The organism is Kribbella solani, assembly GCF_014205295.1.
Classification (GTDB): Bacteria; Actinomycetota; Actinomycetes; order Propionibacteriales; family Kribbellaceae; genus Kribbella; species Kribbella solani.
On sequence record NZ_JACHNF010000001.1, the window covers coordinates 5,033,873 to 5,050,734 of the forward strand.

A 16,862-nucleotide genomic window follows, 5' to 3' on the forward strand; every position below is an offset into this window, starting at 1 on the left:
GTTGCCAGGGGCAACCTATGCGGCGGCGGTGGTTTCGGTCAGTTGGGATTGGGTCGGTTGCAGTTGCGGCGTGGCGAGAGTCAGCAGAACGTTGGCGGCGGCAAAGACCGCGGCGGCCAGGAGGCCGCGCTCGTAGCCGGACTGCATGGCCTGGAGCTGCGTGGCGCCGTGGGTCAGTTCATGGGTGGTGTGGGTGATCGACAAAGTGGTGACGATCGCCAGACCCAGCGCGCCGCCTACCTGGTACATCGCGTTCACCACGCCCGATGCCGCGCCGGCCTCCTGCGGACGTACCTCCGAGACAGCGGTGATCTGTCCAGCGACGCCGACGCCCATGATGCCGAAACCGAACACGAGCAGGCCGGGCAGAAGCTGCGAGGCATAGCTACCGGTCGCGGTCGCCTGGGAGAGCAGCAACAGACCGGCAACACTCAGGATCGCACCGGAGAACTGCACGGTACGCGTCCCGACCCGCTGCACCAGTTGAGACGCGAGCATCGCACCGACGATCGCGGCGCCACCCATCGGCAGGAAGTGCACCCCCGCCTCCAGCGCAGTGTCTCCGCGTACCTGCTGCAGATAAATCGCGGTCAGGAAGAACATCGACAGGAAGCCCGCTCCGTTCAGCGCCAGCGAAGCGCCGGAGACGCTGAGCGCACGCGACCGGAACAACCGCAGTGGGACAAGAGGTGCGGCCGAGCGCGATTCGACTACAACAAAGGCCGCGAGCAGAAGTACGCCGGCAGTCAGTACGCCGACGACCTCGAACGATCCCCAGCCGGACGGCTCGGAGCGCACCACGCCGTACACGACTGCCATCAACCCGGCCGTACCGAGCACCGCGCCGAGCGTGTCGAACGTACGGCGGCCCGCCGCGTGCCGCACGTCTCGTACGAACACGGGCACCAATGCGACCAGCGCGATCACGATCGGTACGTTGACGAAGAACACCCACTGCCAGCTGAGCGAGTCGACGAGTACGCCGCCCGCGACCACGCCGAGCGTTCCGCCGAGCCCGGCCAGACCGCCCCAGACGCCCATCGCGATGTTGCGCTCGCGGCCGTGCGCGAATGTCATCGTCAGAATCGCGAGCGCCGCCGGCGACAGCAGGGCGCCGCCGAGCCCCTGCACCGCCCGCGCCCCGATCAGGAACTCGGGTGAGTTGGACAGGCCCGCCACCAGCGAGGTCGCGCCGAACAGCAACAGACCCGCGGTGAACACCCGGCGCGGCCCGAGCAGGTCGGCCATCCGCCCGCCGAGGAGCAGGAAGCCGCCGAACAGCAGCGTGTACGCGTTGATCACCCATTGCAGGGAATCGGCGGAGAAGTGCAGATCCGCCTGGATGTGGGGCAGCGCGACATTCACGATCGTCACGTCGAGCACCACGATGAACTGCGCGAGAGCCAGCACCGCCAGAGTGGCCCAAGGACTGCGTCGCATCGCCGTACCTCATTCGGAAGTCTTGTCTACACCGTATGTATACGGCGTAAGCTTACGCAGTAGACGTTAGGTCTACGGTGTAAACTTGTCAACATGGCCACCCCGACAGCCCGCCGCCTCGACCCGGTGAAGGTCGTCGACAGCGCGCTCGCGATCGCCGACGACGAGGGCCCGGCCGCGGTCTCGTTCCGGAAGCTGGCCGCGCAGCACGACGTCACGCCGATGGCGATGTACCGGCACTTCAAGGACAAGGACGACCTGCTCGCCGCGCTCGGCGACCGGATCCTGGCCGACGTCGTGCTCCCGGAGCCGACCGACGAGCCGTGGGACGTGCAGCTGCACAACCTGCTGGGCGCGTTCGTGACCGCGCTCCGCGCGCATCCACGGCTGGCCGATCTGACCCTGCCGCGCATCCTGGTCGCCGAGCCCGGCCTGGCGATGGCCGAGCGGTCACTCGAGCTGCTGGTCGAGGGCGGTTTCGGGATCGAGGACGCGGCCGAGATCGGCCGGCAGTCGATGTGCTCGCTGATCGCGCTGGTGACGACCGACCCGATCGCCCGCGAGGCGAACGATCCCGAGGACCGGGAGGCCTCGCTGCGGCGGAAACGGGCTTCACTCGGCGCGTTGTCACCGCGGCGGTACCCGATGGTCACCTCGGCCTCGAGCGCGCTGGTCTGCCCGTCGTCGGCGGAGCGGTATTACACCGTCGGCCTGGAATTGGTGGTCGCGGGCATTCGCGGCGTACGCGCCGGGCAGAACTGAGAATTCAGGTCGAGAAACAACCGTTGGCGTGGAGATGCGGCGCGAACGCCGGGAGAGGACTACGCTCCGAAACGGAGCGATTCCACGATCTCTACGGAGGTACACCAATGGCGGGGAAGTTCGAGCTGTACAAGGACAAGTCCGGGGAATTCCGGTTCCGCTTGAAGGCCGGCAACGGTGAAATCATCGCGACCAGCAGCGAAAGCTACGGAACGAAGGCGTCGGCGCTGAACGGGATCGACTCGATCAAGCGCAACGCGGCCGAGGCGAAGGTCGACGACCAGACCGACTGAAACGCAGGACACAAGGGGGTTTCTCCGGTACGGGACCGAAGAAACCCCCTCCGCTCAGAGCCCTTCCGAGTACACCAGGCCGCGGACCTCGACGCCGAGGCCCTCGATGGCCGCGTCCGGGATCATCGCGGCCAGCTCGCAGGCGCGCTCCCGGGACGCCACGTCGACCAGGTAGAAGCCGCCGAGGAACTCCTTCGACTCCACGAACGGCCCGTCGGTGACGGCCGGCAGCCCGTCCCGGACCCGGACCAGGGCCGTCTGCTCCGGCTGCTCCAGGGCGACCGTGCTGAGGAACTCCCCGGACGCCTTGATGGTGTCCATGAGCTTCTGGTGGCCGGCGCCGATCGCCTGCTGCTCCGCCTCCGGCAGCGCGGCCAGTACGTCCGGGTTGATGTTCAGGACCAGTAGGTACTTCACGATGTCTCCTTTTACCCGCGGCCCCCGGTGGTGGGTGCCTCTCATCCATCAGTACGGAGCGGCCCGGCGCATCTTGACATCAGTCCCGCTACCGTTCCGCGCATGGCCGATTTGAGTCTCACAGATGTCCAGTCAGCCGCGGCACGCCTCGCCGGAGTGGCGCGGCGGACGCCGGTACTGACCTCGCGGACGCTGAACGAGCGGGTCGGTGCCGAGGTGTTCCTGAAGGCGGAGAACTTCCAGCGGATCGGGGCGTTCAAGTTCCGCGGCGCGTACAACGCGATCAGCCGGCTGAGCCCGGCGCGGTTGCAGGCGGGCGTCGCGGCGTACTCGTCCGGGAATCACGCGCAGGCGGTCGCCCTGGCGGCACGGATCGTGGGTACGAGCGCGGTGATCCTGATGCCCGAAGATGCTCCGCCGACGAAACTCGCCGCTACTCGCGGGTACGGCGCGGAGGTGATCACGTTCGACCGGTACACGCAGGACCGGACCGCGCTTGCGCACGAGCTGGCGGCCGAGCGCGGCCGGACGCTGATCCCGCCGTACGACCACTACGACGTGATGGCCGGCCAGGGGACGGTGGCGCTCGAACTGATCGAGGAGGTCGGCCACCTCGGCGCGCTGCTGGTCCCGGTCGGCGGCGGCGGGCTGATGGCCGGATGCGCGACCGCGGCCTCGATACTGGCACCGGGAATCCGGATGATCGGCGTCGAACCGGCCGCGGGTGACGATCACGCGCGCTCGCTGGCGGCCGGCGAACGGGTCGCGATCGACGTACCCCGGACGATCGCGGACGGCCAGGCGGTCTCCACGCCCGGCGAGCTGACGTACGCGCTGAACCGGCGGCTGGTCGAGTCGTTCGAGCTGGTCAGCGACGCGGAGATCGTGACCGCGATGGCGTTCGCGTTCGAGCGGCTGAAGATCGTGCTGGAGCCAAGCGGCGCGAGCGCGCTGGCGGCCCTGCTGGCCGGGCGCGTGCACGGCCTGCCGGAGCGCGTCGGGGTGGTGCTGTCAGGCGGAAACGTGGGGCTGGATCGGTTCCGCGAGCTGCTCGGAAGTAGCTGAACGCGCAAGGACTTTTAGGGTGCCCTGGCCACCCTCTGTGCTCGTCGTCACAGAAAGCAACTCGCACGATGTGACTGGGCTCACATCGATGCCCTGGATTGCCCTCTCTGCCCCGCTTGGACGCGCTCAGGACACCTGGTGTTCATACCGGGCCGCCGATCCGTCAGAGGCCCGCTGAAAGGCATTCAGGAGGGTCTGTTCCGATTTGAGGGTTTGCGCCGTGACCGTTCTGTTATACAGTCATCGGCGGTTCGGTAAACAGCACGAACCGCACCCGGGTCAACGCCGAGCTCTGCCAGGCCCGAGTGCTCCCCTCGAACAACCATGGCAGAGGTGGGGGACCCAGGAAGTTGGGTTGCGGCCGTGAGTGGCCAAAACCCTGGGGTGAAGTCCGCGGGAGCGGACCGGGCTATGAATCCCAGCCCGAACCCGACAGCTAACTTCACAGGCGTCGGGAGACAACCATGCCCGTCACTGCCCGACGGACGTCGCTTTCGCGCGCCGTCAGCTCAGCCGCCAGTACCGACCGGCCCACCGGCCGGACCCTGGCGAAGCACCGCAGGACCAGCAAGTCCGGCACCCCGCGTGCCGCCGCCGCCGTACTCTCGGTCGGCCTCGCTGTCGGCGGTGGGGCCGCCCTCAGCCTGAGCACCACCCCGGCGACCGCCTCGGCGGCCACCATGACCGCTGCCCAGCAGCGTGGCCACACCAGCGTCCCGAGCCGGCCGCTGCTGCGGTTCCGCGACTCCGGGCCGACGGTCAAGTACGTCCAGAAGGCCCTGCGCCTCGGACCGGACGGATACTTCGGCACCAGCACCGTGCGGGTGCTGAAGAAGTTCCAGGCGTCCTGGGGGCTGAAGGCCACCGGCTACATGGACAAGAAGACCTGGGGCCGGCTGACCTGGGCCGCGAAGCACAAGGTGCTCTACGGCAAGTACGGCACGACCAGCAGCAGCGCGACCAAGGGCACCACCGCCTTCCGGACCAAGGTGCTCCGCGAGGCGGCCGCGCTCAAGGGCACCCCGTACCGCTACGGCGGCACCACCAGGAGCGGTTTCGACTGCTCCGGCTACACCGGCTTCGTGTACAAGTCGGCCGGCCACAAGCTGCCGCGGACGGCCCGCCAGCAGTACGGCGCGACCAAGCACATCAGCCGCTCGGCCGCCAAGCCCGGTGACCTGGTGTTCTTCCGGAACAGTGGCGGCGGTGTGTACCACGTCGGCATCTACGCCGGCGGGAACACGCTGTGGCACGCCTCGAAGCCGGGCCGCCCGGTCGCCAAGGCGAAGATCTGGACCAGCAGCGTGGCCTTCGGCCGCGTCTGAGTCCTGACCGGTCGGCGCCCTTCCCCCCCATTGGGCGCACCCGGTCGTCAGCGTCTGCTCCCCCCAGGCACGCTGACCCCGAAACCGGCCCGAACCGTCGCTCCCCCACCCCTCCGACGGATCGGGCCGGTTTCTCATGTCCAGCCCAGCTACTCCGGCGCGGGCGGTCGGGGCGGGTGAGTTGTGTTGGGGTGGGTCAGTCGTCGAGTAGGCCGGCCTCGTAGGCGGTGATGGCAACCTGGACTCGGTTCGTCGCGTTCAGTTTCACCAGTGAGCGGGAGACGTGCGCCTTCACCGTCGCCTCGCTCATGAACAGCTTCCGGCCGATGTCGGAGTTCTGCAGGCCGCGGCCGACCTCGATCAGTACCTCCCGCTCGCGTTCGGTGAGTTTGCTGATCCGCTCCTGCGCGGCGCGCCGCCGGTCCGCGCGTGGGTCGGCGGCGAAGTGGCCGATCAGCCGCCGGGTGACCGCCGGCGACAGCATCGCCTCGCCGGCCGCGACCACCTTGATCGCCTGCACCAGCTCGCGCGGCGGGGTGTCCTTGAGCAGGAACCCGCTGGCGCCCGCCTGCAACGCCCGGAACACGTAGTCGTCCAGGTCGAACGTGGTGAGTACGACGATCTTCGGCGGATCGGGGAGCGCCTGCACCTCCCGGGTCGCGGCCAGGCCGTCCAGCCGGGGCATCCGGATGTCCATCAGTACGACATCCGGGCGATGTTCGCGCACCATCGCCGCCGCGTCCGCGCCGTCCTCGGCCTCGGCCACCACCTCGAGGGCGTCGTCCGACTCCAGGATCATCTTCAGCCCGGCCCGAACCAGAGCCTCGTCATCCACGATCAGCAGCCGAGTCATCGTTCCCCTTCAGTACGGTCCACCGAGTCACCCTTCAACGCCGAATCATGTCCCACCACAACATCCCGGTTCGACGTGGTGTCGCGAGGTGGGGCGGGATTGTGAGGCGACGCGGCATCCCGAGGCGACGCGGGGTTGTGAAGTGGGGCAGGGTTGATCAGGGATGGTTCGGTGTCCTGGCGGTGGGTGTCCCAGGGGAGCCAGGCTTCGACCTGCCAGCCGCCGTCGGTGGTTGGGCCGGTGGTGATGCGGCCTCCGACCAGCTGTACCCGCTCGCGGAGCCCGACCAGGCCGGCGCCGGCCCCAGGTAGTAGCGACCCGGCCGCCACCGGCCGGACATTCGTCACCCGCACGGTCACCCCGTCACCACGAGCACCGGACACACGTACGTCGGTTGCCGCGCCGCGGGCATGTTTGTGCACGTTGGTCAGCGACTCCTGGATCACCCGGTACACGGTGCGCCCCACCGACACCGGCACATCATCCGGCAGCGCGAACTCGTACCCCACCGTCACCCCGGCGTCCCGCGAAGCGGCGATCAGCCGCTCCAGATCGGACGCCCGCGGCACCGGCGCCAGGTCCGCGCCGTCGACACTGACATCCGTCCGCAGCACGCCCAGCACCTCCCGCAGGTCCTCCATCGCCTGCCGCGCGGTCTCGCGGATCAGCCGGGCAGAGCCCTCGACCTTGTCCGGTCCGACCGTCGGGTTCACCTCCAGGCCGCCGGCGTGCAGCGCGATCAGCGACACCTTGTGCGCCAGCACGTCGTGCATCTCCTGCGCGATCCGGGACCGCTCGCCGAGCCGCGCCTGCTCACTGCGCAGCTCGCGCTCGGCCTCGGCGCGCTCGGCCCGGTCCCGCAGTGAGGCCATCAGATCGCGGCGGGCACCCACGTACGCCCCGATCGCGATCCAGGTGCCGACCAGGAACGGGCCGGTGAACACCGACACCCAGATCTGGCCGCGACCACCCCAGCTGTTCAGTACGTACGCCGCGTACGCCGCGAGGCCGAGGATCGCCAGCGCGAGATCCCGGCGCCGGATCGACAGCGTCAGCAGCGCGAGACCCATCGGCACGAAGATGGACGCGGTCAGCATCGCGACGATCGTGACGGCGGTGACCGTGACCGGAAAGCGCCGGCGCCAGAGCAGCGCCAGCGAGGCGACCACGCCGGCACCCAGTACGTACCAGTCCTTGACCGACCAGCCGCCGGAGCCGGACGCCGCCTGCAGCACGATCGTCATCAGGCTGAAGCCGACATACATGACGTCGCGCAGGCGCGCGGCATGCCTGAGCCACCAGGCGTACCACCGGCGCAATCGTCGCATTCCGTCACTGTAGTTCGCCGCGCGACGCGATCACGTCCCCCTTCCGGGTGGGAAATGATGGCCGCCCGGACGACTTTCGTAGGGGGTCGGCGCAGCCGGTCGTCCGATGTGCGGGCAGGGGTCCGGACGGTTGACTCGATGCCATGATCACCGTCGAGAACCTGACCAAGCGCTACGGCAGCACCACCGCCGTCCAGGACGTGTCGTTCACCGTCCAGCCAGGCAGCATCACCGGCTTTCTCGGCCCGAACGGCGCCGGCAAGTCGACCACGCTGCGGATGCTGACCGGGCTGACGCCGCCGACCTCCGGCACCGCCACGATCACCGGCAAGCGGTACGCCGACCTGCTGAACCCGGGCCGAGTGGTCGGCGTGATGCTGGACGCTGCCGCGCAGCACCCGGGCCGGACCGGCCGCGAGACGCTGCTGCTGAGCGCCAGCCTGCTCGGCGTACCGAAGGGCCGCGCCGACGAGATGCTGGAGGCGGTCGGGCTTGACCACGCTGCCAAGCGCCGCGTCGGCCAGTACTCGCTCGGCATGCGCCAGCGGCTCGGTATCGCCGGTGCACTGCTCGGTGATCCCGCCGTACTCATTCTCGACGAGCCCGCCAACGGCATGGACCCGGAGGGCATCCGGTGGATGCGCGGGCTGCTGCAGGACTTCGCGTCCCGCGGCGGCACGGTCATCCTGTCCAGCCACCTGCTCGGTGAGGTCCAGGCGACCGTAGACCGACTGGTCGTCATCGGTGGCGGCCGGATCGTCGCCAACGGCTCGCTGGACGAGCTGCTGGCCGGGACCGGCACTCTGGTCCGCGGCCTCGACCCGATCGGGCTGAACCAGGCCCTGACCGCGGCCGGCCTGCAACTGGAGCCGCTGGCCGACGGCGCGCTCCGCGTCGACGCCACTGCCGAGCAGGTCGGGCGGGCTGCCGCGGCGGCCGGCCAGATCCTGCTGGAGCTCCGCCAGAGCGACGGCGCCGGCCTGGAGGACCTGTTCTTCCAGCTCACCTCCGCACCCGCCGCCGCGGCCGCCTGATCACCCCACTTCTTTCTGGAGACTCTGATGACCACCGTGACCACTGAGGACACACTCGCGCCCGTGCAGCCCGCCAAGCACCGGGCCGAGGTGGCGACCAGCCTGCCGCCGGCGCGCGGCCAGTCGTTCCTGAAGCTCGTGACGATCGAGCTACGCAAGTCCGTGAACACCCGCAGCGGCCGGGTGCTGATCGCCGCCATCCTGCTGATCGCCGTCGCCGCGCTGGCCTGGCAGATGACCCACTTGCCGGCCGGGAACGTCACGCTCGAGTACATGCTCAGCGCCGCTGTCACCGGCGTGATGCTGCTGATGCCGGTCATCGGTGTGATGACGATGACCTCGGAGTGGACCCAGCGGACCGCGCTGACCACGTTCACGCTGTCGCCGCGCCGGGTGCGCGTCCAGCTGGCGAAGTTCACCTCGGCGATCGTGCTGAGCGTCCTCGTCCTGAGCGTGGTCGTGGTGCTGAGCCTGCTGAGTACCGTCCTGACCGGCGCGGTCACCGATCACGCGACGTCGTACCCCGGTCTGGGCGGCCTGTTCGCCGGGGCGTACCTGATGGTGGCGCTGAATGTGGTGATGGGTGCCGCGTTCGGTGCGGTGATCCCGCAGACCGCGGTCGGCATCCTGGCGTACTTCATCGCGCCGACCGTCTGGTCGATGGCCGGCCCGGCGCTGTTCAAGGACAACGCGAAGTGGCTGGACGTGTTCGGCGCGCTCGGCCGGATCGCGGAGCGCGACCTGCACGGGGCGGTGCCGGAGACGCTCACCGCGGTCGGCGTCTGGATCGTCCTGCCGACCATCGCCGGACTGTGGGCAAGCTCACGTCGCGAGGTCAAGTAGCGGGGAAAAGACGCGGCGGGGTGGGCTGGTTTGAGGGGACCGGCCCGCTCCGCCGATGCTGTCTCCGGAGGTGCGCCGGGCGGTTCGGGACCCGGCCCAGGGGGCCGGTGCGTGTGTCGATCCACCGCTCCGGGTATCCTTGAACCACGATTACTGACGACTGATCCGTGGGCGCCACGCAGCGTACCCGGTTGACTTGTGCGAGGGGGTCGACGCTATGGGGCGCGGCCGTGCAAAGGCCAAGCAGACGAAGGTCGCACGCGACCTGAAGTACCGCACCTGGGACACCGACTTGGACCAGCTCAAGCGAGAGCTGTCCGGTGACCAGGGTGGCGACCGTTCTGCGAACGGTGACAACGACGGCGACGGAGACGACGCCGACGACTACCACCCCCGTCGGTAAGCATCAGCCCGGCTGAGCTGCTCAGGCGCCCCACTCGGGGTGGCTGAGCAGTTCACCGTGCGCCCGACGAGTACCACCGCATCAGCACCACCTGCGGCGGTTCAGTGATTCCAGTCGCCCGAGGCGTCGGACGGCTCGATGACGAACCGTGCTCAGGTGGTGCTGTGCACCCGCCACCGCCGGTAGTACGGCGACGGGTGCGGCAGTCGGCCCGCCTACTTGGCGTACGCGCCTTCCAGGGCGACCGTTCCGCCCGGCGTCGCGGTCACTTCACCGCATACCCAGGCGGGGATGTCGCGCGCTGCCAGTGCCTGGATGGCCGCGTCGGCGGCTGACGGGTCCAGTACGGCGACCATGCCCGCGCCCATGTTCAGCGTCTTCTCGAGCTCGGGCAGGGCCACGTCGCCGAGCAGTCCGACCAGGCCGAAGATCGGCGCCGGAGTCCAGGTCGAGCGGTCGATCCGTACCGACAGCTCGGCCGGGATCACCCGGGCCAGGTTCGCCGCGAAACCACCGCCGGTGATGTGCGACATCGCGTGCAACGGGCGGTCGTCGGTGTTGTTGAGCTCCTGGATCAGCTCGAGGCAGTGCTTCGCGTACACGCGGGTCGGCGTCAGCAGTACCTCACCGAGCGTCGTCCCGAGCTCCGGCACCACTCGGTCGAGCGTCCACTTGGCGCGATCGAAGAACACGTGCCGGACCAGGCTGTACCCGTTCGAGTGCAGTCCGGACGACGCCATCGCCACGACGACATCACCGGCCCGTACCCGCTCCGCGCCGAGCACCTCGTCGGCCTCGACCACACCGGTCGCCGCGCCCGCCACGTCGTACTCGTCCGCCTTCAGCAGGCCCGGGTGCTCGGCGGTCTCGCCACCGACCAGCGCCGTACCCGCCTCCACGCACGCCTCGGCAATGCCCTTCACGATCTGCGCGATCGTCTCCGGCACCACCTTGCCGGTGCAGATGTAGTCGGTCATGAACAGCGGCTCGGCACCGCAGACGACCAGGTCGTCCACGACCATCCCGACCAGGTCGAACCCGATCGTGTCGTGCTTGTCCAGCTTCTGCGCGATCGCGACCTTGGTACCGATACCGTCGGTCGACGTCGCCAGCAACGGCCGGCGGTACGAGGTCAGGGCGGTCGCGTCGAACAGCCCGGCGAACCCGCCGAGCCCGCCGACCACCTCGGGGCGGGTCGCCTTCGCCACCCACTCCTTCATCAGCTCGACGGCCCGGTCACCGGCCTCGATGTCGACCCCGGCGGCGGCGTAGCTCGCCCCTTCGCTCACGTTTCTCTCCCTGTCACGGCTGGGTACGTCGATGTCCCGGCGTACCGCCCCAGTCTGACTGACCGGCGCGCACGGCTGGGAAGGCGTGTTACGGCCGGCTCAGCGCGTCAGCGGCCCCGGCGCCACCGGCCACCGTCGCCAGCCCGTCCGCGTCCGTGCGGAGCGGATCCTCCAGCAGGTGCTTCCCGAGCTGTTCCGGGTCGGGCAGCGCCACCGGGTACACGCCGTCGAAGCAGGCGCGGCAGAGCCGATCCATCGGGACCGTGGTCGCCTCGACCAGCCCGTCCAGGCTGATGTACCCGAGCGAGTCGGCGCCGAGCGAACGGCAGATCTCCTCGGTGTTCAGCCCGTTCGCGATCAGCTCGGCGCGGCTGGCGAAGTCGATGCCGTAGAAACAAGGCCATTTCACCGGCGGCGCGGTGATCCGTACATGGATCTCCTTCGCGCCTGCCTCGCGCAGCATCCGGATCACCGCGCGCTGGGTGTTGCCGCGGACGATCGTGTCGTCGACGACGACCAGGCGCTTGCCCTCGATCACCTCACGCAGCGGGTTCAGCTTCAGGCGGATGCCGAGCTGACGGATGGTCTGGCTGGGCTGGATGAAAGTACGGCCGACGTACGCGTTCTTGACCAGGCCGGAACCGTACGGGATGCCGGACTCCTCGGCGTACCCGATCGCACCCGGCGTACCCGACTCCGGGGTCGCGATCACCAGATCGGCCTCGGCCGGATGCTCCTTCGCCAGCTTGCGACCGATCTCGACGCGGGTCGAGTAGATCCGCTGACCGGAGATCTGGGTGTCCGGGCGGGCCAGGTACACGAACTCGAACAGGCAGCCCTTCGGGTCCGCCTCGGCGAACCGGGTCGAGCGCAGACCGTCGGCGTCGACCGCGACCATCTCACCCGGCTCGATCTCGCGGATGAAGGAGGCGCCGACGATGTCCAGGGCGGCGGTCTCGCTGGCGATCACCCAGCCGCGCTCCAGCCGGCCCAGTACGAGCGGGCGGATGCCCTGCGGGTCACGCGCCGCGTACAGGGTGTTCTCGTCCATGAAGATCAGGCTGAACGCGCCCTTGACCTTCGGCAGCACCTTCGCGGCCGCCTGCTCGATGGTGAGATCCGGGTACCCGGCCAGCATCGAGGTCAGAATGTCGGTGTCCGACGACGCGCCGTGCTTCGCGTTCGCCTTGGCGTGGTCCACCTCGGTGTCCAGGCCGAGATCCAGGTCACCCTCACCGTTCAGACTGGCGGCGAGCTCGCTGGTGTTCGTCAGGTTCCCGTTGTGACCGAGCGCGATCGACCCGGTCGCCGTCGACCGGAACGTCGGCTGCGCGTTCGCCCAGACACTGGACCCGGTCGTCGAGTACCGGCAGTGGCCGATCGCGATATGCCCCTTCAGGGACGCCAGCGTCGCCTCGTCGAAGGCCTGGCTGACCAGCCCCATGTCCTTGTAAACCAGAATCTGATTCCCGTTGCCGACCGCGATCCCCGCCGACTCCTGCCCCCGATGCTGCAAGGCATAGAGCCCGAAGTACGTCAGTTTGGCAACCTCTTCCCCCGGCGCCCAAACCCCGAAGACGCCACAAGCGTCCTGCGGTCCCAGATCCTGAGGGTCAAGTTCATCAGTGAGCCGACCATCGCCACGAGCCACACCAGCAGTCTACGGGACGTCACTTGAGCGGATTACCAACGTCTACCAGCAGGTGACGCCTGGGGTACAGGCCGGCTCTGCCTCGCTCACCGCTGACGCGGGGGCCACGGCAGCAGCCACAAGAAGGAGCGTGCCAGCGGCTACACTCAGCAACTTCTTGATCACATCTGGACCTTTCGAAATAATCCGGACCCGACCTGTATGTCCTCTTTGTCGACGCTGTCTGTATATGGTCGGTTCCGACAAGTTCTGGAGGAGAGGGACCGTGCTCGAGCCGCTGGGGGTGGACGAAGCCACTTTCGCGGTCTATCACGCCCTGCTCAGTCACCCAGACAGTACGCCCGAGCAGATAGCAGCGCTAGTAGACCGGACGACGAGCGAAGTCCTGGAACTGATGGACCAGCTCCGTCGGCTGGAGCTTCTGGTACCGACCTGGACGAATCCTGACGGCGAGCACGCGGTACACCCCCGCGTCGGGCTGACCGGACTGGCCGAGCGGCGACGGACCGAGCTGAACAAGGCCCTCGGCGAGCTGAGAGAAGCCGAATCCTCCGCCGAGGTGATCGCCGAGCAGTACAACGAACTGCTGACCTCGCGGAGTAGCGGCGACGTCGAGGTACTCAAGGGCCGCGCGAACGCATCCCGCCGAATCGAGGAGCTCGCGCTGAAGGCCAAGGACACCTTTTGGGGTCTGGTTCCGGCACACTTCGACGACACGGTTCCGAAGTCGGATCGATCGCCTGACTTCGAGCATCTCGGACGTGGTCTCAGGATGAGGACCGTGTACCTGCAGAGCATGACCGCCTCGAAACAAGCCGTCGAGTACGCCGCCATGATGCACAAGCTCGGCGGCGAGGTGCGGATGACACCGACCCTGCCCATGCGCCTGTTGATCTTCGACCAGGCGATCGCAGTCATGCCGATGGACCCGGAGAACCCGACCGCCGGCGCCGTGATCCACCGCACCCCGGCCGTGGTCTCGGTTGCCCTCGCGCTTTTCGACTCCTACTGGTCCCGAGCCACAGAAATGTTCGACGCCGACGACCGCGACGACGAGACGCCGCTGACCCCGCATGAGTCCGAAGTCCTTCGCTTGCTCGCCGGTGGTGCGAAGGACGAGCAGGTTGCTCGGCTCCTGGGCATTTCCCTCCGTACCGCCCGGCGCATCACCGCCAACCTCTCCGAACGCCTCGACGCCGCCAGCCGCTTCGAGCTCGGCGTGGCCGCCGCCAAGCGCGGCTGGGTCTGAGAGTTCGGCAGCTCGACGGTACGTACGCCAACTGCCCGGCTTCAGGTCAGATGGTCTTGAGGGCGGCGAGGAGTTTGGTGAGGGTGTCTCGGGCGTCGCCGAAGAGGAGGGTGGTTTTGGGGTCGTAGAGGAGTTCGTTCTCGATGCCGGCGAAGCCGGGGCGCATGGAGCGTTTGAGGAAGATGACTCGGTGGGCCTCGTCGGCGTTCAGGATCGGCATGCCGTAGATGGGGGCCGAGGGGGTGGTGCGGGCGGCTGGGTTGACGACGTCGTTGGCGCCGACGACGAGGACCACGTCGGTGGTTTTGAAGTCGCCGTTGATGTCGTCCATTTCGCGCAGCTGGTCGTACGGGACCTGGGCCTCGGCGAGCAGTACGTTCATGTGGCCGGGCATCCGGCCGGCGACCGGGTGGATGGCGTAGTCGACCTTGACACCGCGGCCGTGCAGTTCCTCGACCAGGTCGCGGAGGGTGTGCTGCGCCTGGGCGACCGCGAGGCCGTACCCGGGCACGATGATCACCTTGCCGGCGTACCCGAGCAGGATCGCCACGTCCTCGGGGCCGGCCGAGATCACCGGCCGGTCGGAGGCGGTACCGGCGCCGAGCGTCGACCCGCCGCGGACGGCACCGAAGAGGATGTTGAAGACGGACCGCCCCATCGCGTTCGCCATCAACTTGGTCAGCAGCGAACCGGCCGCGCCGACCAACGTACCGGCGACGAGCAGCAGCGTGTTACCGAGTACGTAACCGCCGGCCGCGACGGTCAGGCCGGTGAACGCGTTCAGCAACGAGATCACGATCGGTACGTCCGCGCCGCCGACCGGCAGTACCAGCATGACGCCGATCGCGAGCCCCAGCAGGCAGAGCAGGATGCCGACCCAGACCCGCGGGTCGGAAACCAGCCACCCGGCGAGCGCCAGACTGCCCAGAACCGAAGCGATGAAGAGCACCGGCAGCCCCGGGAACGTCACCGGCCGGGTCGTCATCAGTTCCTGCAGTTTCGCGAACGTGACAACGGATCCGGAGAAGCTGATCGCCCCGACCAGGATCGTGAACGCCGTCGCGATCGCGGCCACGGTCGCGTCCGAGCTGACCTCGTCCAGCTCCAGCAGCGCGACCAGCGCGGCCGCGCCGCCGCCGACACCGTTGAACAAGGCAACGAGTTGCGGCATCTGGGTCATCTGTACCCGGCGCGAGCCGATCACGCCGCCGACGGTGCCGATCGCCAGCGCGATCAGGATCGCGGCCAGGTGGTTCGGCTTGTACGCGGCGAACGTGATGATCACGGCGAGTGCCGCGCCGGCGGCACCGATCAGGTTCCCGGTCCGGGCGCTGCGCGGTGACGACAACGCCTTCAGCGCGACGATGAAACAGACCGCGGAGACCAGGTAGCCGAGCTGGGCCCAGGTGGGGATCACTTCCGCAACTCCTTCTGCCGGGCCCCCGGGCCCTTGAACATCTCCAGCATCCGGTCGGTGACGACGAAGCCGCCGACCATGTTCACGGTCGCGAGGACGACCGCGATCAGGCCGACGATGACGACGGGCACCGATTCGGCGGCGCCGGTGACGATGATGGCGCCGACCAGGATGACGCCGTGGATGGCGTTCGCGCCGGACATCAGCGGGGTGTGCAGGGTCGAGGAGACCTTGCTGATCACCTCGACGCCGACGAAGGCCGCGAGCACGAAGATCGTCAGCAGGGCTATGGACTCGCTCATGCCGAGGGTCCTTCCAGGAGGGCACGGGTCGGCTCGTGCAGGACGCTGCCGTCGTGGGTGACGCAGCAGCCGCGGACGATCTCGTCGTCGAAGTCGGGGTCGAAGGCCGCGTTCCGGGTCATCAGCCGGATCAGGTTCGCGATGTTCTGGCCGTACAGCCGGGACGCCGGGCCGGCCATTTGGGACGGTACGTTCGCGCCGCCCCAGACCAGCGCGTCGCCGATGGTCAGCTCGGTACCGGCGACCGATCCTTCGACGTTGCCGCCCTGTTCGGACGCCAGGTCGACGACGACCGAGCCTGCTTTCATCTGCTCGACCATCGACCGCGAGACCAGCATCGGCGCGGTCCGGCCGGGTACGGCGGCGGTGGTGATCAGCGCGTCGGCGGCAGCCACGTACGGGGCGAGCAGGTCGCGCTGGAGCTGGGCGCGCTCCGGCGTCATCTCCCGCGCGTATCCACCGGCTCCGTCGAGCGTGCCCAGTTCGAGTTCGATCGGGATCGCGCCCATCGAGGCGATCTCTTCGGCGGCGGCGGTGCGGACGTCGTACGCCTTCACCACCGCGCCGAGGCGTTTCGCGGTGGCGATCGCCTGCAGGCCGGCGACGCCGGCGCCGAGGACCAGGACCTGGGCCGGTGGGACGGTGCCGGCCGCGGTCATGTTCAGCGGGAAGAACCGGGGCAGCCGTTCGGCGGCGACGATCGCGGCCCGGTACCCGGCGACAAGCGCCTGCGAGGACAGCGCGTCCATCGACTGGGCCCGGGAGATCCGCGGGATCAGTTCCATCGCGAAGACGGTCAGCTTGGCCCGGGTCGCGGTCCGGACCACGTCCGGCGGGTTGGTCGGCAGGAAGGACATCAGTGCCGTACCCGCGTGCAACCGCTGCAGGCGTTCGCGTTCCAGCGGTTGCACCGAGGCGACGATGGTGGCCGCGTGGTCGGCACCCCAGGCGACCTCCGCGCCGGCGTCGCGGTACTGGTCGTCGGAGAACAGCGCGCGTTCACCGGCGGCCGGCTCGACCGCCACCTCGTACCCGAGCTCGATCAGTTTCGCGACATGTTCCGGCACCAGCGCGACCCGGCGCTCGGCCGGTCTGGTCTCCCGTACGACTGCGATCTTCACTCGCCGAAACCTATGCCAAACACTGGGTCGCCGGAAAGCCCGCTGGGTGACTCGTGATGATGTCGGCGCC

Annotated in this window: 17 protein-coding genes and 1 riboswitch; of the genes, 8 read left to right on the forward strand and 9 right to left on the reverse strand. The window is 68.7% G+C overall.

The window, feature by feature from the left end:
• Window positions 1–15: 15 nt before the first annotated feature.
• Window positions 16–1,440 (reverse strand): DHA2 family efflux MFS transporter permease subunit, encoded by a 1,425-nt coding sequence (locus HDA44_RS22925; RefSeq protein ID WP_184837652.1) that lies wholly within the window; start codon window positions 1,438–1,440, stop codon window positions 16–18.
• A gap of 93 nt (window positions 1,441–1,533) precedes the next feature.
• On the opposite strand from HDA44_RS22925, the gene HDA44_RS22930 reads away from it, so the two are divergent.
• Together HDA44_RS22930 and HDA44_RS22935 are read left to right on the forward strand one after the other, a co-directional pair.
• The gene (locus HDA44_RS22930; protein ID WP_184837654.1) at window positions 1,534–2,202 is read left to right on the forward strand and encodes a TetR/AcrR family transcriptional regulator; all 669 of its coding nucleotides are present in this window, start codon (window positions 1,534–1,536) and stop codon (window positions 2,200–2,202) included.
• A 107-nt stretch (window positions 2,203–2,309) separates the two neighbouring features.
• The gene (locus HDA44_RS22935) at window positions 2,310–2,495 is read left to right on the forward strand and encodes a YegP family protein (protein WP_184837657.1); all 186 of its coding nucleotides are present in this window, start codon (window positions 2,310–2,312) and stop codon (window positions 2,493–2,495) included.
• Between the two features lie 54 nt (window positions 2,496–2,549).
• Here the strand turns inward: HDA44_RS22935 and HDA44_RS22940 are convergent, their stop codons facing one another.
• A complete protein-coding gene (locus HDA44_RS22940) occupies window positions 2,550–2,912 on the reverse strand; it encodes a YciI family protein (RefSeq protein ID WP_184837659.1) in 363 nt (120 codons plus the stop codon).
• Between the two features lie 102 nt (window positions 2,913–3,014).
• Here HDA44_RS22940 and HDA44_RS22945 point away from each other — a divergent pair, with 102 nt between their 5' ends.
• Window positions 3,015–3,977, forward strand: a complete 963-nt coding sequence (locus HDA44_RS22945; protein ID WP_184837661.1) for a pyridoxal-phosphate dependent enzyme — start codon at window positions 3,015–3,017, stop codon at window positions 3,975–3,977.
• A gap of 296 nt (window positions 3,978–4,273) precedes the next feature.
• Window positions 4,274–4,442, forward strand: a riboswitch (cyclic di-AMP (ydaO/yuaA leader).
• Window positions 4,442–5,302: a C40 family peptidase gene (locus HDA44_RS22950; RefSeq protein WP_184837663.1), complete on the forward strand. Its 861-nt coding sequence runs from the start codon at window positions 4,442–4,444 to the stop codon at window positions 5,300–5,302. It overlaps the preceding riboswitch by 1 nt.
• A gap of 196 nt (window positions 5,303–5,498) precedes the next feature.
• On the opposite strand, the gene HDA44_RS22955 is transcribed toward HDA44_RS22950, so the two are convergent.
• Window positions 5,499–6,155: a response regulator gene (locus tag HDA44_RS22955; protein WP_184837665.1), complete on the reverse strand. Its 657-nt coding sequence runs from the start codon at window positions 6,153–6,155 to the stop codon at window positions 5,499–5,501.
• Window positions 6,152–7,483, reverse strand: a complete 1,332-nt coding sequence (locus HDA44_RS22960; RefSeq protein ID WP_184837667.1) for a sensor histidine kinase — start codon at window positions 7,481–7,483, stop codon at window positions 6,152–6,154. The genes HDA44_RS22955 and HDA44_RS22960 overlap by 4 nt, the downstream gene beginning before the upstream one ends.
• Before the next feature lie 143 nt (window positions 7,484–7,626).
• Here HDA44_RS22960 and HDA44_RS22965 point away from each other — a divergent pair, with 143 nt between their 5' ends.
• From HDA44_RS22965 to HDA44_RS22975, 3 genes are all read left to right on the forward strand, one after another.
• A complete protein-coding gene (locus tag HDA44_RS22965) occupies window positions 7,627–8,517 on the forward strand; it encodes an ABC transporter ATP-binding protein (protein WP_184837669.1) in 891 nt (296 codons plus the stop codon).
• 27 nt (window positions 8,518–8,544) lie between these two features.
• Complete coding sequence (locus HDA44_RS22970) at window positions 8,545–9,360, forward strand: ABC transporter permease (RefSeq protein WP_184837671.1); 816 nt, start codon at window positions 8,545–8,547, stop codon at window positions 9,358–9,360.
• A 217-nt stretch (window positions 9,361–9,577) separates the two neighbouring features.
• Window positions 9,578–9,763, forward strand: coding sequence for a DUF3073 domain-containing protein (locus HDA44_RS22975; protein WP_131293116.1), 186 nt, complete (start codon window positions 9,578–9,580; stop codon window positions 9,761–9,763).
• Window positions 9,764–9,978: 215 nt separating this feature from the next.
• On the opposite strand, the gene purM is transcribed toward HDA44_RS22975, so the two are convergent.
• Both purM and purF read right to left on the reverse strand, forming a co-directional pair.
• Complete coding sequence (purM, locus tag HDA44_RS22980; protein ID WP_184837673.1) at window positions 9,979–11,052, reverse strand: phosphoribosylformylglycinamidine cyclo-ligase; 1,074 nt, start codon at window positions 11,050–11,052, stop codon at window positions 9,979–9,981.
• Window positions 11,053–11,140: 88 nt separating this feature from the next.
• The gene (purF, locus tag HDA44_RS22985; protein WP_184837675.1) at window positions 11,141–12,703 is read right to left on the reverse strand and encodes an amidophosphoribosyltransferase; all 1,563 of its coding nucleotides are present in this window, start codon (window positions 12,701–12,703) and stop codon (window positions 11,141–11,143) included.
• A 265-nt stretch (window positions 12,704–12,968) separates the two neighbouring features.
• Between purF and HDA44_RS22990 the strand changes: the two genes are divergently transcribed.
• Window positions 12,969–13,952 (forward strand): helix-turn-helix transcriptional regulator, encoded by a 984-nt coding sequence (locus HDA44_RS22990; protein ID WP_319040392.1) that lies wholly within the window; start codon window positions 12,969–12,971, stop codon window positions 13,950–13,952.
• Between the two features lie 46 nt (window positions 13,953–13,998).
• On the opposite strand, the gene HDA44_RS22995 is transcribed toward HDA44_RS22990, so the two are convergent.
• From HDA44_RS22995 to HDA44_RS23005, 3 genes are read right to left on the reverse strand one after another with little or no spacing between them, the layout of a single operon-like run.
• Window positions 13,999–15,369 (reverse strand): NAD(P)(+) transhydrogenase (Re/Si-specific) subunit beta, encoded by a 1,371-nt coding sequence (locus tag HDA44_RS22995; protein ID WP_184837677.1) that lies wholly within the window; start codon window positions 15,367–15,369, stop codon window positions 13,999–14,001.
• Window positions 15,366–15,671, reverse strand: coding sequence for an NAD(P) transhydrogenase subunit alpha part 2 (locus tag HDA44_RS23000; protein ID WP_184837679.1), 306 nt, complete (start codon window positions 15,669–15,671; stop codon window positions 15,366–15,368). The genes HDA44_RS22995 and HDA44_RS23000 overlap by 4 nt, the downstream gene beginning before the upstream one ends.
• Window positions 15,668–16,792: an NAD(P) transhydrogenase subunit alpha gene (locus HDA44_RS23005; protein ID WP_184837681.1), complete on the reverse strand. Its 1,125-nt coding sequence runs from the start codon at window positions 16,790–16,792 to the stop codon at window positions 15,668–15,670. The genes HDA44_RS23000 and HDA44_RS23005 overlap by 4 nt, the downstream gene beginning before the upstream one ends.
• Window positions 16,793–16,862 lie beyond the last annotated feature (70 nt).